Genomic DNA, 24,137 nt, shown 5'->3' on the forward strand with positions numbered 1-24,137 from the left:
GATGGCCGGACGCGAGATCCTGGAGGCCAGGCTCGACACGCTCCTGGACGACCTGGAGAAGGTCAAGACCGCGGTCGCCACCGCCAGCGCCGGGCGCCGGCACATCCTGGAGGCGATCGAGTCGCTGCAGCGGGCGCGGCGGCAGATCAAGGCCATCGCCTCGGTCGGCCGCGAGGTGGACGAGGAGCTGCGCCAGGACGCCTTCGGCGCGCTGGAGGCGGCCCAGCAGAACGAGATCCTCTTCTTCGGGCTGCGCGGCCTGCCGGCCAAGTCGCGGGAGGCGGCCGAGCACGTGGAGGCGGTGATCCGGCTGCTGCAGCCGATCAGCGAGCGGATGGTCGCCATCGAGGGGCAGGGCGCGCTCAAGAGCGCGCTGCACGGCGACTGCACCAAGCTGGCCGGGAAGGTGAAGGACAGCCGCCGGGCGCTGGACGAGCACCCGGCCGACCTGGCCAGCCACTGGGCCCGCTACCTGGAGTTCGTCGACAGGGAGGCCAGGCCGCTGTTCGACGCCTACGTGGACTTCATCAGCGGCCTCGCCGTACGGGACAACGACCTCGACGGGAGCATCTGCGCGATCAGCGACCGGCTGGTGGACGGGCTGCTCGGCACGAACGCGGCACTGTCGCTGCCCGCCCGCGAGGCGGCGCTGAGCATGGACGCCATCGTCAAGCTGGGCTTCCCCGAGTGGGGCATCTGGAGCGTGCCGCTGGCCGCGCGGGAGGCGGGGGCGAGCATCGTCCGGCACGCCGGGCAGCGCACCATGCTCAGCCAGGTGCTGGCCGACCCGCCGGGCGGGCTGCCGATCATGGAGACCAGGCGGCTGGTGGAGGACGCCATCGGCGCCTACACCCTGGGGCCGGCGTACGCGCGGGCGATGTTCACCTTCCGGCTGCGGCCGGGCTGGCGGCCCGGACCGGACCTGCCGGCCGACAACCGGCGCGCCGAGGTGATCCTGCAGGTGCTGACGCTCCAGCACGATCCGGACGACCACGACGACTTCGCCGACGAGGTGACCAGCCTGCGGCACTTCTGGGAGCGGGCGGTGGCCGACCTGTCGGCCGAGCCCGCCGACCGGCTGGACCCCGCCTTCACCAAGGCGGTGCACGAGGTGCTGAGCGGCGACTGGCGGCTGCGCGGCTTCGCGGCCGGGCAGTGGGACTCGGTGGTCGCCTGGCGCGACCACCTGCTGCGCCGCCGGGGCAGCGAGGACGAGCCGCCGGTGGAGGAGGTCGACCGGGTGGCGACGTTGCTCAACGCCGGGTGGCTGGCCAGGAGCGCCGCGCCCGGGCTGGAGTCCGATCTCGGCGAGGAGCTGATGGTGCTGCTCAGGCGGTCGGGGACGACCTCGGCGGCCACGCGCGCCGTGCACGCGCCGCTCCCGGCCGACCGGCGCGGGAGGGACTGGCGATGACCGAGACGCCTCCCGCCTCCGAAGTCCCTTCGGTGATCGACCCGTACAAGCACTACCTCCCCATCAGCCGGCTGTGGCGCGACAGCCGGATCGCCGAGCTCGAACCCGGCTTCGCCGACCTGGACCCGGCCCTGACCGAGCTGATCGACGGCTGGGCCCGTGGCGTCGAGGCCGCCGACCTGATCCAGCCGGTCAAGGACCTGATCGCGCGGGTCGAGGCCGCCCTGCCCTCCTGGCAGCTCGACCGCGACCGCATGGAGGCGGTCCGCGACTCCGCCACCCTGCTACTCGGCCTGCTCACCCGCGAAACCCGCGAGACCGGCGAGACCGGCGAGACCGGCGAGACCGGCGAGACCGGCGACACCGGGGAGACCGGGGAGACCCCCGAGGCCCCCGACCAGGAGGCGGTTCTCGGGCTGCTCCGGGCGGCGGCGACCGAGGGCGCCCAGTGGCTGACCCCGGGCCTGTACGCGATGGCGCTGGCGCACACCGGCCAGGCGGCCCGCGCCGAGGAGCTGATGGCCGAGGCCGCCACCCCCACCCACGCCCTCGCCCTGGCCCACGCCCAGCGCGAGCGCGACCCCGCCGCCGCGCTGGCCACCCTGGTGAGCGCCACCGACCGCTGGGAGAACGACCTGCGCCTGGCCCGCCTGCGCCACCACCTGGCCGGCGGCGAGGACGGCGCCGACCCGGGCGCCTGGGCCGCCCTGGGCCACGCGCTGCGCCTGTCCGGCCGATGGGCGGAGGCGGAGCGGGCGCTGTCCCACGCCGACCCCGACGACCTGGACGCCCTGCTCGGCCGCGCGCAGTGCTGCGCCCGCCTCGACCGGCACGAGCAGGCGGCCGCCCTGTTCGCCGTCCTGGCGAGCAAGACCGGCGAGCCGAATCCGGCGATCGACGCCGCCCTCTTCTCCTGCTACGCCGACCGCCTGGAGCAGGTCCAGGAGCACCTGGACACCGCGCTGGCCGGCGCCGACCACGTGATCCGCTTCTACGCCGCCCAGCTCTGCCTCAACCTCGGCGAGCACCAGCGCGCCCTCGACCTGGTCGAGGAGATCGGCGACGCCAGCGCCAACCCCCGGCTGACCGTGGTCAAGGCCCTGGCGCTGTTCGGGCTCAACCGCGACCGGGAGTGCGAGGCCCTGCTCGTCGCCGCCCGCGAGCTCCTGCCCGACGAGCCGGTCATTCCCCGCTACCTCGGCGTCACGCGCTACCACCTCGGCCTGCTGGAGGACGCCAAGGAGCTGATCGACCAGACGCTGGAGGCCGACCCGGACGACGCGTGGGTGCTGGCCGTACGCGGCGAGCTGCGCCGCAGGCTCTACGACCTGCCGGGCGCCCGCGAGGACCTGCGCCGGGCGCTGGAGCTCGGCTTCGAGCTCGGCTGGGTGCTGCGGGCGCTGGCCCAGGCGCTGGTGCTCGACGATCCCGAGGAGGCGCACCGGCTGCTGGACCGGGCGCTGGAGCTCGACCCGGAGCTGGCCTCCGCCTACACCGTCCGCGCCGAGCTGCTGTCGGAGGAGGGCCGGCAGGAGCAGGCGCAGGACGCCTACGCCACCGCCCAGCGGCTGGACGTGCACAACCCCGAGGCGCTGGCCGCGATGACCGACTACTGGCTGGAGAGCTGGGAGGGCCAGGCGCTGGAGGACGCGCGGCTCACCGTGGCCGAGGCGATCGAGGCCCGGCCCGGCCACTTCCGGCTGCACCGCGCCTACGCCGCGATCCTGCAGGCCTCGGGCATGGCCGAGGAGACCGAGGCCGAGGTGAGCCGGATCCTCACGATGACGCCCCACTCCCCCGACGACTGGGAGGTGTACGGCACGGCCCGCGCCGAGCGCGGCGACATGGAGGCGGCCCTGGCCGCCTTCGACGAGGGGCTGCGGCTCGGGCCCGAGCACGCGCCGCTGCGCATGTTCCGCGCCCTGACCCTGCTGGAGCTGGACCGGCCGGATGAGGCCGAGCAGGCCCTCGAAGCCGTGCTCGCCCTCGCCCCCGACCTGTTCCTCGCCCGCTACCAGCTCGGCGCGCTGCTGCACGCCCAGAACCGGGTGGAGGAGGCCGAGCCGCACCTGCGCCGCGCCGCGGAGCTCGACCCCCGGGACGCCGACGCGCCGACGCTGCTGGCCGACGCGCTGCGCGTCATGAACCGGCCGGCCGAGGCCCTGGAGTGCGCCGACCGCGCGGTCGCGCTGAGCGAGACCGGCTTCACCCTGGCCGTCCGGGCGGAGATCTACTTCACCCTCGGCCGGCTGCTGGAGTCCAGGGCCGGCTTCGAGCGCGCCCTGGCCCTGGATCCCGGCCAGACGTGGGCGCGGGCCTCGCTGATCGACGTGCTGTACTCGCTGGGCGAGTTCGAGGCGACGATCGAGGAGGCCGATCGGGTGCTGGCCGAGGTGCCGGAGCCCGAGCCCTGGCTCCTGGCGCTGCGCGGCTCGGCGCTGCTGGCCCGTGGCCGGGTCGCCGAGGCCGAACCGGACCTGCGCGCCGCCTTCAGCGAGAACCTCGTGGCCATGCGCAACCTGCGCGACCTGCTGCGCGGCGACGGGCGCGGCGAGGAGGCGGTGGAGCTGCTGCGCGAGGCCGTGCTGAGCGAGGAGGGCCAGCCGCGCGCCGACCTCGACCCGCAGGCCCTCGTCATCCTGTGCGAGGCGCTGCAGGCCGTCGGCCGCGCCGACGAGAGCGCCGAGCTGCTCCAGCTCGCCGCCGACACCCTCCCGCCCGACGTGCAGATCCCGGCCGCGCTGGCCTGGAACGAGCTGGCCAGGAACCGCAAGCGCGAGGCGCTGGCCGCCGCCCGGGACGCCGCCGAGCTCGACCCGGCCGACCTGGAGGCCCAGTACGCGCTGGCCTCGATGCTCTCGGTCAACGGCGAGCCGGAGCAGGCCGCCACGGTCTTCGCCGGCGCGACCGAGACCGACCCGGAGGCGGCCTGGGTGTGGATCGGCTTCTCCTCGCTGCTGTCCAGCATCGGCGACTGGGACGGCGCGGTGGCCACGGCCCGCGAGGCCACTGCCGAAGGCCGGCGCGTCACCGCCGAGGGCTGGGAGACGCTCGGCTTCGCCCTGCTCCACCACCACGAACCCGACCCGGAGCGGGCGCTGGCCGCCTACGACACCGGCATCGGACTCAACGCGCTCAACCCCGACCTGCACTCCGGCCGCGCCAACTGCCTGTTCGTGCTCGGCCGGGCCGAGGAGGCGGCGGCCGCCTACGAGACCTCCGCCGAGCTGGCCCGGCACGAGCGGGCCCGGCTGGCCCGGCGCGGCTGGTGCCTGATGCGGCTGGGCCGCTTCGCCGAGGCCCGCGACTGCTACCAGCGTTACCTCGCCACGCGGGCCGAGACGCCCGCCTGGGCCGCCTTCGACATGGGCCTGCTGGCCTGGACGCAGGGCGAGGACGAGTCGTGCCGCGACTCCTACGCCTACGCTCTGCGGCTGGCCGAGCAGGAGGTGCCGCTCACCCGGCGCGGCACCCTGGACATCGCCCTGTGCGACCTCCGGCACGACACCCGGGGCGACCCCGAGACCCGCGCCGAGTTGCTCGCCACGCTCGTCCAGGCACGGGATGCCCTTCCCCGGTACCAACTGACCCCACCCGGATAGTAAGAATCTCCACCCCGCCCGGAGTCAGGGGCCTTCCCGGCGGGTCAGGCCCGTGTCACGATGACGATCGCCGTCGATTACGGGGAGAGACCGATGCGTAACGATGTGATACTGGCCAGCCTCCGCCTCCGTGCCGGTTTCCCGTGCCGGTGGAGCGTCTGGAGCGAGGACGGGCGCGGCTGGTACCCGGCGGGCGTGACGCCCGCGGTGGATCCGGACGGCCTGCCGTACTTCCACGGGGACGACGTGGTGCTGCACGTGCCGGCCGAGCGGGTGACCGTACGGGCGGCCAGGGGCATGGAGTACGGCTACGCGCAGACGACGCTGACGCCGGGCGAGGGCGAGACGCTGGTGGAGCTCGCGCCGGCCCGGATCTACGACGCCGCCGCGCGCGGCTGGTACGGCGGGGACCTCAACGTGCACGTCAGCCGGCCCTCGTCGTGGGTGGCCGCCTCCCAGCACGGCGAGGACCTGCACGTGGTGAACCTGATGTCGGCCGACGACGAGGCGGCCGAGCGCTGGGCGGGCCAGAACCTGCCGTGGTCGGACGACACGCACGTGGCCCGGGTTGGCCTGGCGCGCAGCCCGCAGGCCTTCCCCGAGTGGCCGCCGCCCTCCGACTCGCTGGGCCGGCTGCGCGAGCGGGGCGCGCTGATCGGCTACGCCAACGCCTTCCGCGGGCCGGTCGAGACGCCCGAGCAGCTCGTGCGCACCGGCAACCCGGGCCACGACGCCCGCATGGCCGTCGTCGACGCCGCGCTCGGCCTGGTGGACAGCTACTCCTCGGTGATCGCCTCGGCCGCCGCCTACCGGCGGCTGATCGGCGCCGGCAACCGCGTGGCCGCGGTCGCCGGGTACGCGCACCGCATCGGGCCCATCGGCCGCGAGCGCACCTACGCGCACGTGGACGGCCCGCTCACCGCCGAGTCCTACACCCGGGCGGTACGGCGAGGCCGCACCTTCGCCACCACGGGCCCCTTCATCGAGCTGGAGGTCGAGGGCCACGGCCCGGGCGCGACCCTGAACCTGGTGCCCGGCGACCTGGTGAACGTCTCGGCCAAGGTGATCGGCCCGGGCGTCGAGCGGGTCCGGCTGCTGACCGCCGACGGCGAACTGCTGGCCGGCGAGCCGCAGGAGGTCTCCGGCGCGCTGCCGGTGATCTGGCCGACGTACGTGGTCGCGGTGGCCGAGGGCGACGGACTGGTCCGGGCGCACACCAGCCCGGTCTACCTCGACGTCGACCACCGCCGGGTGGCGCGGGAGGAGGACGTGACGTTCTGCCTGCGCTGGCTCGACCTGCTGGAGGAGCTGATCGAGGACAGCGCGAGCCCGGGCCGGCTCGCGCTGGTGGCCGAGGCCAGGCGCGTCTACGAGTCCCGCCTGGTCTGAGCGACGGGAAAGCCCCCGCCGGGCACGACCGGCGAGGGCTTTCGAGACGGCGACAGCGTCAGGGACCGGATCAGACCAGGCCGGCCTTCTCCAGGGCGGCGCAGCAGGTGTCCACCAGCAGGCGGGTGACCACGTACGGGTCGACGTTGGCGTTCGGGCGGCGGTCCTCGATGTAGCCCTTCTGGTCCTTCTCGACCTGCCACGGGATGCGCACGGAGGCGCCGCGGTTGGAGACGCCGTAGCTGTACTTGTTCCACGGCGCGGTCTCGTGGTGGCCGGTCAGGCGGGACTCGATGTCGGCGCCGTAGTTCTTGACGTGCTCCAGCGGCTTGTCGCCCTCGCCGAGCGACTCGCAGGCCACGATGATCGCGTCGTAGTTCTCGCGCATCTTCTTGGTGGAGAAGTTGGTGTGCGCGCCGGCGCCGTTCCAGTCGCCGCGGGCGGGCTTGGCGTCGAGGGTGGCCTCGATGCCGAACTCCTCGGCGGTGCGGTAGAGCAGCCAGCGGGCCACCCACAGGTGGTCGGCGACCTCGAGGGTGCCGGCCGGGCCGATCTGGAACTCCCACTGGCCGGGCATGACCTCGGCGTTGATGCCGGACAGCTTCAGGCCGGCGGCCAGGCAGCGGTCCATGTGCAGCTCGACGATCTCACGGCCGAAGGCGGCCTCGGCGCCCACGCCGCAGTAGTAGTGGCCCTGCGGGGCCGGGAAACCACCCTCGGGGAAGCCGAGCGGGCGGCTGCCCTTGAAGAAGGTGTACTCCTGCTCGATGCCGAACCACGACTCCTGGTCGGCGTAACGCTCGGCGACCTCGCGGGCGAGCGCACGGGTGTTGCTCTTGTGCGGGGTGCCGTCGATCTCGTCGACCTCGCACAGCACCAGCATGGCGTCGCCGCCGCGGATCGGGTCGGGACAGGTGAAGACGGGGCGGAGCACGCGGTCGGAGGCGTGGCCCTCGGCCTGGTTGGTGCTGGAGCCGTCGAAACCCCACACCGGCGGCTGCTCGCCGTCGGCGACGATCTTCGTCTTGGAGCGGAGCAGAGCCGTGGGCTCGGTGCCGTCAATCCAGATGTACTCAGCCTTGTAGCTCACGGCGGTGGTCCCTTTCAGCGTGTCGTCCAGCCACGCCGAGTCAACCGCTGGGCCGTTTCCCAACTTTTGCCCGGATGTGAACGTGGTGTTAATCGTGCTCCCCGTGTTACGCGAAGGTTTCCGAAGGAGTCACGGTGACGAAGTCCTACGGGGTCACGGTGAGGAAGAGGAAGGCGCCGAAGACCGTCAGGTGCACCGTGCCCTGCATCAGGGTGGCCCGGCCGGGCGCGATGGTGAGCGTGGAGACGATCACGGTCAGCGCGAGCAGCACCATCTCCTTCGGCCCCAGCCCGAGGGTGAGCGAGCCGTCCAGCCAGAGCGAGGAGACGGCGATCGCCGGGATGGTGAGGCCGATGCTGGCCAGGGCGGAGCCGAGGGCCAGGTTGAAGCTGGTCTGGAGCCGGTTGCGGCGGGCCGCGCGCACGGCCGCGACGGTCTCGGGCGCCAGCACCAGCAGCGCGATGGCGACGCCGACCACGGCGCGCGGCGCCCCGGCCGCGGCGACCGCCTGCTCGATCGCCGGGGAGGCGGTCTTGGCCAGGCCCACCACGGTGACCAGGCAGACCAGCAGCAGGCCGAGGCTGAGCCCGGTCCGGCGGGAGCTCGGGGGGTCGGCGTGCATGTCCTCGTCGCCGTAGCCCGGCGGCAGGAAGTAGTCGCGGTGGCGCACCGTCTGCATGACGACGAAGACGGCGTAGAGGATCAGCGAGGCCACGCCGGCGAAGGCGAGCTGCGCGGCGGAGAAGGTGGGGCCGGGCGTCGAGGTGGTGAAGGACGGCAGCACCAGGGAGAGCGTGGCGACCGCGCAGAGCGTCGCGAGCGCCGCGGTGACGCCCTCGACCTTGAACTCCACCACCCGGTGGCGCAGCGCGCCCACCAGGAGACACAGGCCGACCACGCCGTTACAGACGATCATGAAGGCGGCGAAGACGGTGTCACGGGCCAGGGAGCTGGTGTCGGGCCCGCCGCTGGACATCAGCATGAGGATCAGCCCGACCTCGATCACGGTGACCGCGACGGCCAGGATCAGCGTCCCGAAGGGCTCGCCCACGCGGTGCGCCACCACCTCGGCGTGGTGGACGGCGGCGATGACCGCGCCGATCAGCGCGGCCGCCACGAAGGCGACCATGACCCCACCGGGTTCCCGTCCCCAGGTCAGGACGAGCACAGCCAGAGCGACAGGAGGCACCACCATTTCCCACTTGATCATAGGGAAACCCTATCGAGCCGACCTGGACACTCTCTGGGAGCGACGACGTGGCCGCCGCCGCGGGAGATCCGCGACGGCGGCCGGAAGCACGCCGGGCTAGGGCTGGTCCTTCCTCCCGTCGTAGCCGAGCAGGCGCATGGCCGTCTCCGGGTCCATGGCCGCCGCCAGGAGCTGCGCGCGGGCGTTGGCCCGGTCGCGGTCCTGCTCGGCCCGGGCCTGGGCGGCCCGCATGGCCCTGACCACGATCATCGTCACGCCGAGGCCCGCGACCACGGCCAGCACGACCACGAACAACGCCATGAGCAGCCCCGGCGAGGCCAGTCCCGCGGCCGAGGCGCCCGCTCCGGGCAGCGCTCCCGTGGTCAGCAGCGCGCCGATCACCGCGACGGCGATCAGAGCGCACAGGCTGGCCACGACCACCAGCACGCCCCTGCCGCGCCGGCGTACGGGCGCTTCGGCGGGCGAGTCCGCCGGCCACGGCGAGGCGATGCCGGCCGCGTCGGGCACGGCCGGGCCGGGCGCGGAGGTCTCCGGCGCCCACGGCACGAACTCCGGCTGGGTGACCACCTCGGCCTCCACCACCGGAGCGGTCCCCGGGGAGGCGTCCGGCACCGGCGTCGCGTACGGCGTGGCCGCCGGTGCGGCGAGCACCGCGACCGTCGCGGCGGCCCCGGTCTCGGCCGGCACGACCGGCTCCGGCTGCGGCCCGGGCAGCTCGCGCATGACCCGGCTGTGCTCCCGGTGCGCCCGCGCCGCCTCCACGTGGTACTCCTCGATCTCCTCGAAGAGCTCGTCGGAGGAGTAGACCGTGCCGTCGATCAGCGGCCCGCGCCGCTGCTCGAAGATCGCCACCACGTCGTCGCCGTTGAGCGTCTTGTGCGTCTCCAGCGCGTGCGCCAGGCACAGCACGTCACGCCGGTGCTCGCGCAGCAACGCCTCGGTCTTGTCCAGCAGCCGGACCAGGTTGTACTCGATGCGCTCGCCGAGCACGTCGGGCGTCAGGTCCGGCTTCGGCCGGCCGGGGTCGGGGTCGGTGATCGAGACCGGCCCGCCGGTGGGCCGCTGGCGCGGCATCGCCTTGCCGCCCATGATCTCCAGTTGCTGGAGCGCGGGCAGCGAGGTGACGCCCGAGCCCATGCCCCAGTACGACTCCATCAGCGCGGTCAGGAAGGTCGCCGAGTGCAGGTCGCCGGAGACGCCGGAGGAGTTGTCCTCGCTGAAGAACATGCGCTCGCCGGCCAGCGAGGCCAGGGAGACCATGATGTCCGCCTCGTACTCCGACTTCCACCGGGTGAACTGGTCCTCCGGCTTGATCGAGGCGACCATGCCGAGGTAGTCGGCGCCCTTCTCGATCGTGGCGATGTCGATCTCGAGGTGGTAGCGGGTGCGGTAGGCGATCACCGCGTGGCAGGCCTCGTGCACCGCGACCGCGTGCCGCTCGCGCTCGATGTACTCGACGTCCTCGGGCGGGCCGAGCTGCTTGAGCCGCTTGGCCTTGAGCACGTCGCCCCAGGTGATCACCTCGCGGCCGTCGCGGATGGCGGTGATCAGGGACTCGTTGACCAGGTCCTTGATCGTCGCGCCGGTGGCGTAGGGGGTGATCGTGGCCAGCTTGTCGATCTGCTCGGCGGTGAGGTCGTGCTCGACCTTGGCGAAGTAGCCCTCGTAGGTCCGCACCCGGCCGGCCTTGGACGGGTAGCCGACCTTGTAGATGCGGTCGATGCGGCCGGGGCGCAGCAGGGCCTCGTCGAGCGCGTCTGGCATGTTCGTGGCCATCATGACCAGGATCCGGTACTTGGGCGGGGGCTTGGGCCGCATGCCGAGGGCTCGCCGTACCAGGCGGTTGAAGAAGCCGCGCGGCTTCTTCAGGCCGGACAGCTCGGTGAGCAGGGCCTGCAGGGTGCCCATGTCGCCGCCGCCGCCGTTCATGCCGCCGCCCATGATGAAGCGGCGTCTCTCCACCGGCTCGTCGGCCTGCGGGGTACGGAAGGCGAGCGTGGAGCGGGTCTGCTCGCTGAGGTAGTTGAAGCCGTGGCAGCCGTTCTGCTGGAAGCCCGCGCCCGGTTGCGGCTGGCCGGCCAGCCGGCCGCGGCGGCCCAGCGAGTCCGCCTCGTCGAAGAAGACGATCACGCCGCCGTAGCGCAGGGCCAGCTTGCGCAGCTTGCGGAAGAGCGACTTGACCTTGAGGATGCCGATGCCCATGAACATGTTGATGAAGGCGCCGGGGTCCACGAAGACGTACGGCTTGCCGGTCTCGCCCGCCACGGCCTCGGCCATCAGCGTCTTGCCGGTGCCGGGCGGTCCCCACAGCAGCAGGCCGCCGGGCACGTAGCCGCCGCGGTCCTCGATCTCGGTGGGCCGCTCCAGGAAGACGATGTTCTCCCGGACGCGCTCGACCACGTGGTCCTGGCCCCACACGTCCTTGAAGCGGGTCTTGATGTCGTCGGGGTAGTAGGTCTCGATGCCGCCGCGCGACAGGAACCAGAACAGGCCGACGAACTGGAAGATGACGAAGAAGAAGGCGAAGGCCAGTTGCGCCACGTACGGCAGCGCCATGAACAGCAGCGCGGGCGCCTGGAACAGCGCGATGAACGGGCTGGTGTCCAGCACCGCGCCCAGCACCAGGGCCAGCACGGTGACGAAGAAGGCGATCTTCAGCACCCGCGAGACGCGGAAGCGGGTCCAGTCGCTGAAGCGGCGGTGGCTCCAGCGTTCGGTGCCGCCGAAGACGGTCTTGCTCCAGAAGCGGTGGTAGCCGGAGGAGCGCTCGCTGATCAGGAAGTGCGTCTGCCGGACCAGTTCGAGGCCGATGAACCAGAAGATCCACTGGTGTTCGGCGGCGATGGCGCGCATGGCCTCGACGAAGGGCATGATGCCCTCGTAGTCGGCCATGGTCTTCCAGGTCAGCACCAGGAAGGCGACGCCGAGCAGGACGAGGAACTTGATCCGGTCCCAGAGCGGCAGGCGCTTCCTGGTGAGCACGGCGGAGTCGTCGGGACCGCTGTCGGGTGCGCGCAGTCCCTCGTGGTAGATCGTTTGCTTCACCTGCGCCCCTTAACCCGGCAGCCGGATCAGTTTGAAGGAGTCCTTGATTCGGTCGATCTCGGCCATGCGCGCCTGGAAGCACTGCGTCTGGCAGCTGATGACCAGGGCGGAGACCGTGTCGCCCGCCTCGTCGAGCAGCGAGGTGAGGTCGAACGTCTGGACGGTGTCCTTGAACCGGTAGTTGAAGCGCACATGCACGCCTCGCCCGCCGTCCCGGGTGACCGGCTCGTCCAGGAGCAGCTCGAAGTTGGTGAAGGGCGGTTGCTGGCCGAAGGCCTGGGCCTGCTCGGCGAGCATCGCGCGGCGTTCCTTGGTCACGGGCAGGAAGAAGTCGCGCAGGCGGTTCAGGGAGACCCAGCCGCGTTCCTCGTCGTCCAGCTTGTGCACGGTGGCGTAGACGAACGGTTCCGCCGAGCCGAGCAGGTGGGCCGCGTTCGGTTCCTCGGCCCGGTCGAAGGCGGTCGACCAGACGCGGTTCCGTGCCTCGGCGGCTGCCGCCGAGGCGGGGTCGTGCCCGTTCAGGAAGAGGTCGATCGGGTAGGAGTCGACTTTGGAGAAGGAGGACGGCACCTTGAAGTACGTGGTGCCCTCACGGTCGCGAATGTAGGTGAACTCGTTCTGGCCGCATGCGGCGACCCCTGACATCACAAAGACCGCGACCGTGGTCGCGGTCAGCCGCTGCCAAGCCCATGCACCTTTCACCAGGGCTTACCTCCGCTTTAGACCCAACGAGGTCTTTGTGCCCTGTTTCGGGAGGAATAGCCCGGGCCAGATGTTGGGAAATTTGACCAAATCTTGGCTAAACCTTGGTTTTTCTGTGATCGGATGCCCGCTGGTGCCGGCACGTGTAACGCGTGGTCCGCTCACGTCCGACTCCTAGGTATGACTGATCCCGTCGCCGAACGGCGCTACCTGGAGGTCTGGTCCCGGCCGGAGCTCAGCGACCGCGACCGCAGGCTGCTCCTCACCGGCCTGCTGGTGGCCCAGGGGCTGGACGAGGAGATCGAGATCCAGCTCGACGCCGCCCTGCGCACCGGCGACCTGACCCCGGGCGAGCTGCGGGCGGCGGTCGCCTTCCTCACCCACTACGCCGGCTGGTCGCGCGGGGCACGGCTGTCGCGGCAGGCCGAGGAACTGATCGACCGCATCGACCCGCAGACCAGGCGATAAGTCCCGGCTTCGCCCGCGTTAGGGTGAGGCATGCCAACCGCACTGATCACCGGCGCGACCGCGGGCATCGGCGCCGCGTTCGCCCGCCGCCTGGCCGCCGACGGCTTCTCCCTGGTCCTGGTGGCCCGCGACGCCCAGCGTCTGGCCGAGAGCGCCGAGACGCTCAAGCTCCGGTACGGCGTGGCCGCCGAGACGCTGCCCGCCGACCTGGCCACCGAGGAGGGCCTGGAGCGGGTCGAGTCGCGGGTGCGCGACGGCATCGACCTGCTGGTCAACAACGCCGGATTCGGGCACGGCACGCCCTTCCTGAGCACCCCGGCCGAGGACGAGGTGACCATGCTGAAGGTGCACTGCGAGGCCGTGCTCCGGCTGACGCTGGCCGCCCTGCCGGTGCTGCGCAGCCGGGGCCGGGGCGGGATCATCAACGTCGCCTCCGTGGCCGCCTTCTTCAACCGCGGCTCCTACAGCGCCTCCAAGGCGTGGGTGGTCAACTTCACCGAGTCGGTCGCCGGGGAGCTGGGCAACCCGCGGATCAAGGTGATGGCGTTGTGCCCGGGCTTCGTGCACACCGAGTTCCACCGGCGGGCCTCGATGGACATGTCGGGGATCCCGGAGTTCCTGTGGCTGGACGCCGACCGGGTGGCCGCCGCCGCGATGCGCGACCTGGCCCGCGGCGTGACCGTCAGCGTGCCGGGCGCGGTGTACAAGGCGATCGTCGCGATCGGCGGGCTGGTGCCGCGCCGGGTCCAGCACGCGGTCAACGCCCGCCTGGGGAGGTGACCGTAATCCTGGAGGTGTAGTATCCAGGATATGCGGATGAGCGAAGGGGTCGAGTGGGCGGTGCACTGCTGCCTCAACCTGGCCTGGACGGAGGGCAAGGCGGTCACCGCCGCCAAGCTCGCCGCGCTCTACGACCTGCCCGCCGCCTACCTGAACAAGCAGCTCCAGCTGCTGGTCAAGGCGGGGCTGCTCAGCTCGGTCTCCGGGCCGCGCGGCGGCTTCCGGCTGGCCCGCGAGCCGGGCGCGATCACCCTGCTCGACGTGGTCGTGGCCATCGAGGGCCGGGAGGACGCCTTCCGCTGCATGCAGATCCTGCGCCAGGCGCCCAACGGCGAGGAGGGCGTCGACTACCGCAAGCTGTGCCCGATCTCGACCGGCATGCGCCGGGCCGAGCTGGCCTGGCGGCGGGAGCTGGCCGACCAGTCCCTCGCCGACCTCATGGCGCAGGTGGACCGGCGCAGCCCGGGCGCCCCGGAGCGGGTGCGCGGCTGGCTGTCGTGATCGTCCGCTGCCTTAATTCTGGATATCAAATATCTAGTTTGGAGAGAACATGGACCCCCGGCTGAACGCCTCCGACCACGTGCCCGCCGCCTACCAGGCGCTCCAGAGCGCCGAGGCGGCCGTGCGCCGCAGCACGCTGCCCCTCACCACCTACGAGCTGGTGAAGGTGCGCGTCAGCCAGATCAACGGCTGCGCCCTCTGCGTCGACATGCACGCCCACGACCTCAAGAAGCAGGGCGAGAGCGACGAGCGGCTCTGGTCGCTGGCCGCCTGGCGCGAGGCGCCCTACTACACCGACGCCGAGCGGGCCGCCCTCGACCTCGCCGAGGCGGCCACCCGGATCGCCGACAACCCGCACGGGGTGCCGGACGAGGTGTGGGAGCGGGCTGCCAAGCACTACGACGACGAGACGCTGTCGGCGCTGGTGTTCGGGATCGCGATGATCAACGCTTGGAACCGGCTCGGCGTCACCCTCCGGCTGCCCGCCGGGCACTACCGCCGCTGACGGCTGCTTCGCCGTACCGCGGGCCGTGCACCCGCGGTACGGCGGGGCGACTTGCCTTTCACTTGGCGCGCGCCCGTGGCGGTGTCGCGGTCGGTGCCAAGAGGGAGCCAAGCGGGCGCGGGCACCCTGGGCGGTGCCCGCACTCCGCGGCGCGCTCCCCAGAAAGGCATCCCATGCGCAGAATCCTGCTGATCCTGGCCGCCCTCCAGGTGGCGGCGGTGATCGTGCAGTTCTACCTGGCCACCTTCGGCGCCTTCCACCGGCCGCAGCCCGCGCCGCTGACCGGCCCGATGGTCCCGCACTTCGTCAACGGCGTCATCGTCATCCCGGTGCTCGCCCTGCTGCTGGCGCTCGTCGCCGCCCTCGCCAAGGCCGGCGGCCGGCAGATCGGCCTCGCGCTCGCGCCGCTGGGCGTGGTCGTCGGGCAGTTGTTCGTGCTCTTCCCGCTGGCCGAGCTGGTCTCCGAGACGCCGGGGTCCTTCAGCCTCGGCACCGACGTGGTGCTGGGCTTCCACGCCATCCTCGGGCTGCTCCTGCTCTGGTCGGTGCTGGCGCAGTTGCGTGACGCGCGGCGGCTGGCCCGGCAGGTCACCGCGTGAGCACCGCCGCGCTCCTGCTGCTCGACGACGTGCTCGTCGCGGCGGTGGCCGTCGCCTGGCCGGTCGCCGCCTACGCCCTGCGGCGCGGCGGCCGCTGGTGGGCGCTGGCTCCCGCGCTCGTGCTGACCGCCGCGCGCGTGGGGGTGGCGGTCGCGCTGGCGGGTTCCGGCTGGTGGTTCGCCGCCGATCGGCTGTTGCTGGCGGTGCCGCTCGTCTCATTGCCCGCCCTCGTCGTCCTCTACCAGCTCGTACGGCAAGCCGCCGCCCCCGGCCTCCTCCGGCAGGCGGCCCCCGGCCCGGGGCCCGGCGTGGACCCGCGCGTGGTACTGCTGGCCGCCTACGGCGGGCTGGCCGGGGTTCTGGTCGCGCTGGTCGTCACGCACCCGGTGCGCCCCGTCCACGCCGGGCTGGTCGTCGCGCTGGTCGCCGGGGCGGGGGCGCTCACCTGGCGCGGTCCGCGCCGCCCCGGCAAGGCGGGCACCGCGGCCGGCGTGGCCCTGCTGTGCTTCGCCCTGGTGTGGGCGGTGGCGGCGGTCTCGGCCAGCCGGGTGCCCGAGCGGCTCAACCTCGGCGCGCACGCCATGGCGCAGCCGCTGACCCGTGGCCGTCCCACGGTGCTGGCCGCCGGGCGGGCCGCGGGGGCGCCCGTCCGGCAGGTCTCCACGTTGCGCGAGCCGCCGGGCGCGCCGGACCGGCGATTCACCCTCACCGCGCGGGAGGCCACGATCACCCTCGCCTCCGGCCGGCGGGTGCCGGCCTGGACGTTCGACGGGACGGTGCCCGGCCCGACGCTCCGTGCCGAGGTCGGGGAGCTGGTGGAGGTGCGGCTGGTCAACCGGATGCCGGAGCTCGCGGTCACCCTGCACTGGCACGGGTATCCCGTGCGGGCCGGGGACGACGGGGTGGCCGGCGTCACCCAGGACGCGGTACGGCCCGGCGGGGAGTTCGTGTACCGCTTCCGTGCCACGCAGCCGGGGACGTTCTGGTACCACAGCCACGACCTGTCCGACCCTGCGGTGCGGATGGGGTTGTTCGGCCTGCTGGTGGTGTCCGGCGGGGCGTCGGAGGCGGTGGAGCACACCGTGGTCCTGCACGAGCTGGGCGGGGCGCCGGTGCTCGCGGTGGACGGATCGGCGCCCGCCGAGGGGGTCGTCCGGCAGGCCGCCGAGCCGGGGAGCCGGGTGCGGCTGCGTGTCGCGGTGACCGCCAACACCCCGGCCCTGCTCGGCCTGAGCGGCGTGCCGTACCGGCTGGCGGCCGTGGACGGCCGCGAGCTGACGCGACCCGGGCAGTTGCGTGGGGAGCGGTTGCGGCTGGCGGCGGGCGGCCGGTACGACCTGGTGTTCACCATGCCGCCCGCCGGGGCGGTGGCGCTCTCGGCCGGAAACCGGCTCCTGGTGCTGGGCGACGGCCCCGCGCCCGCGCCGCCGGCGGGGGCGCTGCTGGACATCACCGCCTACGCCCCCGCCGGGCCGCCGCCGCCGCGGCGGTTCGACCGGGAGGTGACCTGGGTGCTGGATCGGCGGCTCACCCTGCTGGACGGGCTGCCCAGGCCGGCCCACACGGTCAACGGCCGGGTGTGGCCGGACATCGAGGCCCCGGTGGTCCGCGAGGGCGAGCTCATCAAGATCACCGTGGCGAACCGCGGCCGGGACACCCACCCCATGCACCCGCACGGCCACGAGGTCCTGGTGCTCTCCCGCAACGGCCGGCCCGCCGGGCACCTGCGGATGGACACCTTCGACGTCGCCCCGGGCGAGGTCTGGGAGGTGGCGCTGCGCGCGGACAACCCGGGCGTGTGGATGTCGCACTGCCACGACCTGTCGCACGCCGCGCTGGGGATGACCTTCCACCTGGCCTACGAGGGCGTCGGCACGCCGTTCGACGCGGGCCGGTCCTCGGGCAACCACCCCGAGTGATCCACTACTTCCCCGGCCCCGTTCGGGCATCATGACCCTGTGCCCGCATCGGAGATGACCGCGGCCGACGTCCACGCCTTCCTCGACCTGACGGACCGCCTGGGCGTCCGGGTCTGGCTCGACGGCGGCTGGGCGGTGGACGCCTGCCTGGGCGTCCAGACCCGGCCGCACGGCGACCTCGACCTCGCCATCCAGCAGACCGACCTGCCGGCCGTGCTCGCCGCCCTGCACGCCGAAGGCTACGAGCCGGTCCCCCGGGACGACGCCACGCCGTGGAACTTCGTGCTGGGCGACCCGGCAGGCCACCTGATCGACTTCCACGTGATCGTCCTCGACGAGGACGGCCACGGCGTGTACGGCCCGCCCGAGAACGGCGAGCGCTATCCGGCCGACGCCCTGACCGGCAAGGGCCGCATCGGCGGGCGGGAGGTGGCCTGCGTCAGCCCGGAGTGGCTGGTGCGCTTCCACACCGGCTACGCCGTGGACGCCGACGACTGGGCCGACGTCTCCGCCCTGTGCGAGCGGTTCGGTCTCGCCGTACCGGAGGACTACCGGCACTTCCAGAGCAGCCGGGCAGACTGAGCCGCGCAGCCGGTCGACAGGCCGCGGCCGCGGGCTACGATCCAGGCATGGAGCTGCGCGAGGCCGTCTCGATGTTGTCCCGCACGCCGTCCACCCTGGAGAGCCTCCTGGGCGGGCTCCCCGACGACTGGGTCCATCGCAACGACGGGCCGGGGACGTGGAGCGCCTACGACATCCTGGGCCACCTGGAGACCGGCGACCTCGCCAACTGGCTGCCCCGGGCCCGGGTGATCCTCGACCGCGGCGCCGGGCACACCTTCGAGGCGTTCGACCGCGAGGCCATGTTGCGGCGCGAGCGCGAGCCGCTGGCCGACGTGCTGGCCCGCTTCCGCGAGGTGCGCGCCCGGAGCCTCGCCGAGCTGGACGGCCTCGGCCTCCGCCCCGACGACCTGGCCCGCACCGGCACCCACCCCGAGTTCGGCACCGTCACCCTCGGCCAGCTCCTCGCCACCTGGGTCGCCCACGACCTGACCCACCTCGGGCAGATCGGCGAAGTCCTGGCCCGCCGCTACCGGGACGACGTGGGCCCGTGGCGGGCCTACCTGCCCGCGCTCGACCGGATCGCCGAGGCGGAGTGACCCGCCCGGCGGGTCACCTGATGTCGTTCGCCTTCTTGTAGGCCGTCAGGGCGGGCTTGATGTTCTGCAGGAAGGTCAGCTCGGGATCCAGTTGGAGGCAGATCACGGTGATCTCCAGGTCGGGGCGGACGGCGTAGGGCTCGGGCTCGGCGGGGTCCCGGTCCCACTTGCGCAGCCGCTGGGCGTCGTCGAGGTTGTAGAGAATGTCCGCGCAGCCGCCCTGGATGCGCTTGTTGCCCCACCAGGCGCCGCCGCAAGCCGGGCGCTCGGTGAACACCCACTCGATGACGTTGGCGGTGGGCCACTGCTCGGACTGGCGCAGCCCGGTGAACTCGTCGCTGCGGTAGAAGACCGACTCGGAGTGGCTGTCGTTGGTCCGGACCTGCACGCCGCGGGTGTTGGCGTCCAGGTAGTAGCCCACTCCCTGGCTGGCCTTGGTGAACCGCAGCGGCTTGAAGCCCTCGGCCGCCTTCCCGGGAGCGCGCAGGCCCAGGTGGAAGGTCGCGACGTTCATGCCGGCGGTGACCCCCTTGTTCCTGGCCCGCAGGTCCATCGCGGGGATCGTCCGCGGGTCGATGCCGTATCTCGCCACCGGGATGACTTCGAATCTCATGCACGCTCCTCAGGGCCGGCGCACGTCGCGCCCCCAGAAGGTACGTCCGATCTTCGCCGCGGTCGAGAGGCGGAAAGACGTCAGGCCCCCGCCGCAGGAGGGGGTTGCGGCGAGGGCCTGAACGCGTGGGGTGACGCGGAGGGGGACTAGCGGCCGATGTTGGCCGCGTGGCCGATGGCCAGGCCCGACTCCTTGTCGAAGAAGTGCAGGTTGTGGGTGTCCACGACGAGGTCGATGGACTGGCCCGGGCGGACGTGCGAGCGGGCGTTGACGCGCGCGGTCCACAGGGACTTGTCGCCGACCAGCGGCAGGGCCGCCTCTTCGTCGTCGCCGGTGTCCTGGGCGGCGACGGTGTCCTTGTGCTCGACGGGCGGGGCGTCGATCAGGAACAGGACGTTGATCTCGGAGCCGAGCTCCTCGGTGACCTCGGCCTTGGCCGGGATGGTCGCCCAGCCGTTGGCGTGCTGGCCGGCGGAGGCGGCGTCCTCGAAGTCGGAGGGCCGGATGCCGAGGATGACCTGGCGGCCGATGTACTTGTCGAGGCCCGGCTTGTCGGCGAAGGTGGAGTCCGGGATCGGCAGCTTGTAGCCGGCGAAGGACACCGCGGCGCCGCCGTCGCGGACGATGTCGGCGGTGACGAAGTTCATGGACGGCGAGCCCATGAAGCCGGCGACGAACAGGTTGACCGGCTTGTCGAACAGGTTCTGCGGGGTGTCGACCTGCTGCAGGAGGCCGTCGCGCAGGACGCAGACGCGGTCGCCGAGGGTCATGGCCTCGACCTGGTCGTGGGTGACGTACACGGTGGTGACGCCGAGGCGCTCGTGCATCTGGTTCAGCGAGGCGCGCATGGAGACGCGGAGCTTGGCGTCCAGGTTGGACAGCGGCTCGTCCATGAGGAAGGCCTGCGGCTCGCGGACGATGGCGCGGCCCATGGCGACACGCTGGCGCTGACCACCGGACAGGGCGGCCGGCTTGCGCTTGAGGTAGGTCTCCAGGCCGAGCATCTTGGCGGCCTCGTTGACCCGCTTCTGGATCTCCGGCTTGGGCATCTTGCGAAGCTTGAGGCCGAAGGCGAGGTTCTCCTCGACCGTCATGTGCGGGTAGAGCGCGTAGTTCTGGAAGACCATCGCGATGTCGCGGTCCTTGGGCGGCAGGTGGTTGACGACCTTGTCGCCGATGGAGATCTCGCCGCCGCTGATGTCCTCCAGCCCGGCGATCATCCGGAGCGCGGTGGACTTACCGCATCCGGAGGGGCCGACGAGCACCATGAACTCGCCATCCCGGATCTCAAGGTTGAGGCCGTTGACGGCCTTGACACCGCCGGCGTACACCTTGTCGACGTTGCTCAGAACGATGGATGCCATAACAGTCCTTCGCGCAACCGGGAGGGTGACCCCGGCATGGATACGTTTTCATGCATCTCACCCGAAACGGACATTAATGTCAAGAGTCCTGGGCAATGAGCTGCGCCGTTATCCCGCCGTACTCGACTAGTCTGGAACGGCATGATGGAATCGTTTCCATGCAGCGTGTGACGATCAAGGACGTGGCCGAGGCGGCCGGGGTCGGGGTGGCGACGGTCTCGCGGGTGCTGTCGGGCGGTTCGGCGAGTCCCGAGACGCGCGAGCGGGTGCTGGCGGTCGCCGCGCAGCTCGACTACCGGCCCTCCGCGCTGGGCCGCAACCTGCGCCAGCGGCGGACCGGCGGGCTGGGGCTGCTGCTGCCCGATCTGACCGACGCGTTCTACGGGGCACTGGCCGAAGGCGTGCTGGCGTGCGCGCGGGCGGTGGGCGAGCCGGTACAGGTGGGCTCGACCGGCGGCGACCCCGAGCAGGAGGCCGAGCTGGTCGGCGCGCTGCTGGAGCAGAGCATCGACCGGGTGGTCGCGGTGCCGTCGGGCAGCCAGGAGAGCTGGACGCCGGTGGCCCGCGCGGGCATGCGCGTGGTCTTCGCCGACCGCCTGCCGGAGGCGGCCGAAGCCGACACCGAGTCGCTCGGCGACCTGGAGGTGCTCGACGGGCTCCGGCCGCCGCGCCGGCCGGTGGAGGTGCCCTCGGTCCTGGCCGACGACCGCACCGGCATGCGTACGGCGGTGCGTTACCTGACCGGCCTGGGCCATCGCCGCATCGCCTACCTGGGCGGCGCCGGCCACGCCCGCCGGGTGGCGGCCTTCGGCGAGGCGCTGGGCCCGCTGTTCGACGACGAGCTCGTCGTGCTGGCCGAGACGAGCCGGGACTCGGCCTACGCCGCGGCGGCCGGGCTGCTGCAGAGCCGTACGGACCTGACGGCGGTGGTCGCGGGCGGCAACCTGCTGGGCGAGGCGGCGCTGCTGGCGGCGCGGGAGCTGGATCTGCGGCTGCCGAAGGACCTGTCGCTGGTGATGTACGACGACGTGCCGTGGGCCGAGCTGTCGGCGCCGCCGCTGACGGTGATCGCCCAGCCCGCGCGGGAGATCGGCTACCGGGCGGCCGAGCTGGCGCTCCGCCCGGACCTGCGCCGGGCCAGGAGCGTGCTGCTGCCGACCGAGCTGGTCGTGCGCGGGAGCTGCGCCCCCAGACGATCACAGGGCTGAGGCGGCTCCCTAGACTGGGCCGCATGAACGAGGCTGATCTGCGCTTCCTGCGCCGCTGCGTCGAGCTGGCCGAGCTCGCCCTGGACAAGGGCGACCAGCCCTTCGGCTCGGTGCTGGTCTCGGCGGACGGCGTCGCGCTGAACGAGGGCCACAACGAGGTCTCCGGCGGCGACCAGACCCGGCACCCGGAGTTCATGCTGGCGCGCTGGGCGGCCGGGCACCTGACCCCGGCCGAGCGCGCGGCGGCGACGGTCTACACCTCCGGTGAGCACTGCGCGATGTGCGCGGCGGCGCACGCCTGGGTGGGGCTGGGCCGCATCGTCTACGCCAGCTCGACCGAGCAGCTCGTGGCCTGGCGGACCGAGCTGGGCGCGCCCGCCGCTCCGGTGCGCGCCCTGGCGATCAACGAGGTGGCCCCGGGCGTCCCCGTGGAGGGGCCGGTCCCCGAGCTGGCCGAGCAGGTCCGGGAGCTGCACCGCAGGTACGCGGCGCGGCACCCGGCCTGAGGACTCAGAGCAGCTTCTCGATCGCCCCGGTGACCTCCGGGTCCTCCGGCTCGGTGCCGGGTCGGAACCGCGCGACCACCGAGCCGTCGCGGTCGAGCAGGAACTTCTCGAAGTTCCACTGCACGTCGCCGGCCTCGCCCGCGGCGTCGGCCGTGCCGACCAGCCCGGCGTAGAGCGGGTGCCGCCCGTCGCCGTTGACCTCGGTCTTCTCCAGCAGCGGGAAGTCGACGCCGTAGGTCGCCGAGCAGAACTCCTGGATCTCCTCGGCGCTGCCGGGCTCCTGTCCCATGAACTGGTTGCAGGGCACGCCGACCACGGTGAAACCGCGCGGCCCGTAGGTGCGCTGGAGCGCGACCAGGCCGGTGTACTGCGGGGTCAGGCCGCAGCGGGAGGCCACGTTGACGATCAGGACGGGACCGTCGCCGGCCAGCTCGGCCAGGGTGGTGGGTTCGTCGGCAAGGGTGCGCAGCGGGATGTCGCGAAGACTCATCCTGCGAGCCTACAGAATCACCCTCTCCCGCAAAGTGTGACGCAGTCCACAATTTCCCGACATATCGCCTGAACATCCACTAAAGGGCGAAGATCGGTAAGCCCCTTCCCTTTCAAGGTCAATTCGCGACGGAACGCCCACATGCGCGACGGTGTCGCAGTCCCTCGTGAGCCATCCGAAAGGGAAATCCCCCATGCCGAAGCTCCGCCGTACGAGTGCCCTCTTCGCCGCCGCCGCGCTGGCGGCAGCGGGGACCACGGGCACGACCGCGACCGCCGCGGAGGCAGAGACCAGCAGCGTCAAGGCCCGCAACAAGGCGATCGCGCGGCCCATGGTCGCCCAGCGCGGCTGGAGCCGCGCGCAGTTCCGCTGCCTGGAGCGCCTGTGGACCCGGGAGAGCAACTGGCACCACCGCGCCGGCAACCGCTCCTCGGGCGCCTACGGCATCCCGCAGGCGGTGCCCGCGCACAAGATGTCCACCCACGGCCGCGACTGGCGCACCAACCCCCGCACCCAGATCGCGTGGGGGCTGAGCTACATCAAGCAGCGGTACGGCACGCCGTGCGGGGCTTGGTCGCAGTTCCTCGCACGGGGCTGGTACTGAGCCCGCCCCACGCCGCCGCCAAGGCGCGGTGAAGCCCGGGTAGGTCAGCCACCGGGGCGGCCCAAGGCGAACCCGCGAGGCCGCCTGCCGTACCGAATGGTCCGGCAAACACCTGTCTGTCGCCCTCGGCATTCGTGTCCCGGTGGGGCGAAGCCGTACTAGAACCGCCTACAGAGCACGTCGCGGGCCTGCCGGGCCGTCAGAACGCTGGGCGGTACCAGATCCCGGCCAGGCCGCGCGGACCCCGCTCGCCCGAGCCACGGGCGCGCCGGAGACGGGCCCTGCAGGAGGAACCGGGGCCCTGTCCGCACGCGACCGGACAGCAAGGATCGATTTGAACAGCAAAAGCGCTCTGTGCGGAACGTTCGCCGTGGTGGCCTTCACCTGTGCGAGCACCGCGACCGCAGCGGCGGACACGGAGACAGGAACGGCCGCGGACTCCGGGCCAGGCACCGTCATCGTCCGGGCGACCGCCGAGGCCGCCCACGACAAGCCCGGGGCCACCCGGACCTGGCGCACCGACGCCGGGCCGGCCGAGCACGTGGGGTCGTGGCGGACCGGCGTCCGGCCGAAGACCCCGGTCAGGCGTCCGGGCAAGGACACCAACAAGCGGATCGCGCGCGACATGCTCCAGCAGCGGGCGTGGTCCTTCCAGGAGTTCCGGTGCCTGGACAGCCTCTGGACCCGGGAGAGCAACTGGAACCACCGGGCCCAGAACCCGTCCTCCGGCGCCTACGGCATCCCGCAGGCGCTGCCCGCGGGCAAGATGTCCGGGGCGGGACGGGACTGGCGGCACAATCCGGCCACCCAGATCCGCTGGGGCCTGAGGTACATCAAGGACCGCTACGGCCGCCCCTGCGGGGCCTGGGGTCATTTCAGATCGCACAACTGGTACTAGGCAGCCGCTCAGGGGAAGGTGCGGGTGCGCGTGCGAGGGGGCCGGTCGCCTGGGCGACCGGCCCTTTCGT

22 protein-coding genes are annotated in these 24,137 nt (G+C 72.5%); 15 read left to right on the plus strand and 7 right to left on the minus strand.

The window, feature by feature from the left end; all coding sequences use genetic code 11:
- The first annotated feature begins 1 nt into the window (after position 1).
- The 3 genes from AB0I67_RS10260 to AB0I67_RS10270 all read left to right on the plus strand — a co-directional run bounded on the left by AB0I67_RS10260 (position 2) and on the right by AB0I67_RS10270 (position 6,405).
- Positions 2–1,414: a hypothetical protein gene (locus AB0I67_RS10260; protein ID WP_357920714.1), complete on the plus strand. Its 1,413-nt coding sequence runs from the start codon at positions 2–4 to the stop codon at positions 1,412–1,414.
- A complete protein-coding gene (locus tag AB0I67_RS10265) occupies positions 1,411–5,016 on the plus strand; it encodes a tetratricopeptide repeat protein (protein WP_357920717.1) in 3,606 nt (1,201 codons plus the stop codon). Before AB0I67_RS10260 ends, AB0I67_RS10265 begins: the two co-directional genes overlap by 4 nt.
- Positions 5,017–5,109: 93 nt before the next feature.
- The gene (locus AB0I67_RS10270; protein ID WP_357920720.1) at positions 5,110–6,405 is read left to right on the plus strand and encodes a CehA/McbA family metallohydrolase; all 1,296 of its coding nucleotides are present in this window, start codon (positions 5,110–5,112) and stop codon (positions 6,403–6,405) included.
- Between the two features lie 70 nt (positions 6,406–6,475).
- Here the strand turns inward: AB0I67_RS10270 and glnII are convergent, their stop codons facing one another.
- The 4 genes from glnII to AB0I67_RS10290 form a co-directional block, all read right to left on the minus strand.
- On the minus strand, positions 6,476–7,495 hold the full coding sequence (gene glnII / locus AB0I67_RS10275) for a glutamine synthetase (protein WP_357920723.1): 1,020 nt from the start codon (positions 7,493–7,495) through the stop codon (positions 6,476–6,478).
- A gap of 145 nt (positions 7,496–7,640) precedes the next feature.
- Complete coding sequence (locus AB0I67_RS10280) at positions 7,641–8,705, minus strand: hypothetical protein (protein ID WP_357920725.1); 1,065 nt, start codon at positions 8,703–8,705, stop codon at positions 7,641–7,643.
- Positions 8,706–8,801: 96 nt separating this feature from the next.
- Positions 8,802–11,750: an AAA family ATPase gene (locus AB0I67_RS10285; RefSeq protein WP_357920728.1), complete on the minus strand. Its 2,949-nt coding sequence runs from the start codon at positions 11,748–11,750 to the stop codon at positions 8,802–8,804.
- A 9-nt stretch (positions 11,751–11,759) separates the two neighbouring features.
- Positions 11,760–12,452 carry a hypothetical protein gene (locus AB0I67_RS10290; RefSeq protein ID WP_357920731.1) on the minus strand — a complete coding sequence of 231 codons (693 nt, stop codon included), beginning with the start codon at positions 12,450–12,452 and terminating at the stop codon, positions 11,760–11,762.
- A gap of 180 nt (positions 12,453–12,632) precedes the next feature.
- On the opposite strand from AB0I67_RS10290, the gene AB0I67_RS10295 reads away from it, so the two are divergent.
- The 8 genes from AB0I67_RS10295 to AB0I67_RS10330 all read left to right on the plus strand — a co-directional run bounded on the left by AB0I67_RS10295 (position 12,633) and on the right by AB0I67_RS10330 (position 18,384).
- Entirely contained in the window at positions 12,633–12,920 is a 288-nt protein-coding gene (locus AB0I67_RS10295) for a carboxymuconolactone decarboxylase family protein (RefSeq protein ID WP_357920734.1), read from the plus strand.
- A gap of 30 nt (positions 12,921–12,950) precedes the next feature.
- The gene (locus AB0I67_RS10300) at positions 12,951–13,700 is read left to right on the plus strand and encodes an SDR family oxidoreductase (RefSeq protein ID WP_357920737.1); all 750 of its coding nucleotides are present in this window, start codon (positions 12,951–12,953) and stop codon (positions 13,698–13,700) included.
- A gap of 36 nt (positions 13,701–13,736) precedes the next feature.
- Positions 13,737–14,201: an Rrf2 family transcriptional regulator gene (locus AB0I67_RS10305; protein ID WP_357920740.1), complete on the plus strand. Its 465-nt coding sequence runs from the start codon at positions 13,737–13,739 to the stop codon at positions 14,199–14,201.
- A gap of 49 nt (positions 14,202–14,250) precedes the next feature.
- Positions 14,251–14,706, plus strand: a complete 456-nt coding sequence (locus AB0I67_RS10310) for a carboxymuconolactone decarboxylase family protein (protein WP_357920743.1) — start codon at positions 14,251–14,253, stop codon at positions 14,704–14,706.
- Between the two features lie 173 nt (positions 14,707–14,879).
- Positions 14,880–15,305 carry a hypothetical protein gene (locus AB0I67_RS10315; RefSeq protein ID WP_357920745.1) on the plus strand — a complete coding sequence of 142 codons (426 nt, stop codon included), beginning with the start codon at positions 14,880–14,882 and terminating at the stop codon, positions 15,303–15,305.
- Positions 15,302–17,224, plus strand: coding sequence for a multicopper oxidase family protein (locus AB0I67_RS10320; protein WP_357920748.1), 1,923 nt, complete (start codon positions 15,302–15,304; stop codon positions 17,222–17,224). The genes AB0I67_RS10315 and AB0I67_RS10320 overlap by 4 nt, the downstream gene beginning before the upstream one ends.
- Before the next feature lie 39 nt (positions 17,225–17,263).
- Entirely contained in the window at positions 17,264–17,806 is a 543-nt protein-coding gene (locus tag AB0I67_RS10325; RefSeq protein WP_357920751.1) for a hypothetical protein, read from the plus strand.
- Positions 17,807–17,853: 47 nt separating this feature from the next.
- Positions 17,854–18,384, plus strand: a complete 531-nt coding sequence (locus AB0I67_RS10330) for a DinB family protein (RefSeq protein ID WP_357920754.1) — start codon at positions 17,854–17,856, stop codon at positions 18,382–18,384.
- A 13-nt stretch (positions 18,385–18,397) separates the two neighbouring features.
- On the opposite strand, the gene AB0I67_RS10335 is transcribed toward AB0I67_RS10330, so the two are convergent.
- Both AB0I67_RS10335 and ugpC read right to left on the minus strand, forming a co-directional pair.
- Entirely contained in the window at positions 18,398–18,997 is a 600-nt protein-coding gene (locus AB0I67_RS10335) for a hypothetical protein (protein ID WP_357920756.1), read from the minus strand.
- Positions 18,998–19,143: 146 nt separating this feature from the next.
- Positions 19,144–20,361, minus strand: a complete 1,218-nt coding sequence (gene ugpC, locus AB0I67_RS10340) for a sn-glycerol-3-phosphate ABC transporter ATP-binding protein UgpC (RefSeq protein ID WP_357920758.1) — start codon at positions 20,359–20,361, stop codon at positions 19,144–19,146.
- Between the two features lie 158 nt (positions 20,362–20,519).
- Here ugpC and AB0I67_RS10345 point away from each other — a divergent pair, with 158 nt between their 5' ends.
- Positions 20,520–21,569 (plus strand): LacI family DNA-binding transcriptional regulator, encoded by a 1,050-nt coding sequence (locus AB0I67_RS10345; RefSeq protein ID WP_357920759.1) that lies wholly within the window; start codon positions 20,520–20,522, stop codon positions 21,567–21,569.
- A gap of 23 nt (positions 21,570–21,592) precedes the next feature.
- The gene (locus tag AB0I67_RS10350; RefSeq protein WP_357920762.1) at positions 21,593–22,075 is read left to right on the plus strand and encodes a nucleoside deaminase; all 483 of its coding nucleotides are present in this window, start codon (positions 21,593–21,595) and stop codon (positions 22,073–22,075) included.
- A 4-nt stretch (positions 22,076–22,079) separates the two neighbouring features.
- Here the strand turns inward: AB0I67_RS10350 and AB0I67_RS10355 are convergent, their stop codons facing one another.
- Positions 22,080–22,565, minus strand: a complete 486-nt coding sequence (locus AB0I67_RS10355) for a glutathione peroxidase (RefSeq protein ID WP_357920765.1) — start codon at positions 22,563–22,565, stop codon at positions 22,080–22,082.
- Positions 22,566–22,758: 193 nt separating this feature from the next.
- On the opposite strand from AB0I67_RS10355, the gene AB0I67_RS10360 reads away from it, so the two are divergent.
- Together AB0I67_RS10360 and AB0I67_RS10365 are read left to right on the plus strand one after the other, a co-directional pair.
- A complete protein-coding gene (locus AB0I67_RS10360) occupies positions 22,759–23,169 on the plus strand; it encodes a transglycosylase SLT domain-containing protein (RefSeq protein WP_357920768.1) in 411 nt (136 codons plus the stop codon).
- A 334-nt stretch (positions 23,170–23,503) separates the two neighbouring features.
- Entirely contained in the window at positions 23,504–24,067 is a 564-nt protein-coding gene (locus tag AB0I67_RS10365; RefSeq protein ID WP_357920770.1) for a transglycosylase SLT domain-containing protein, read from the plus strand.
- Positions 24,068–24,137 lie beyond the last annotated feature (70 nt).

This window comes from Nonomuraea sp. NPDC050310, assembly GCF_040655795.1.
Taxonomy (GTDB): Bacteria; Actinomycetota; Actinomycetes; order Streptosporangiales; family Streptosporangiaceae; genus Nonomuraea.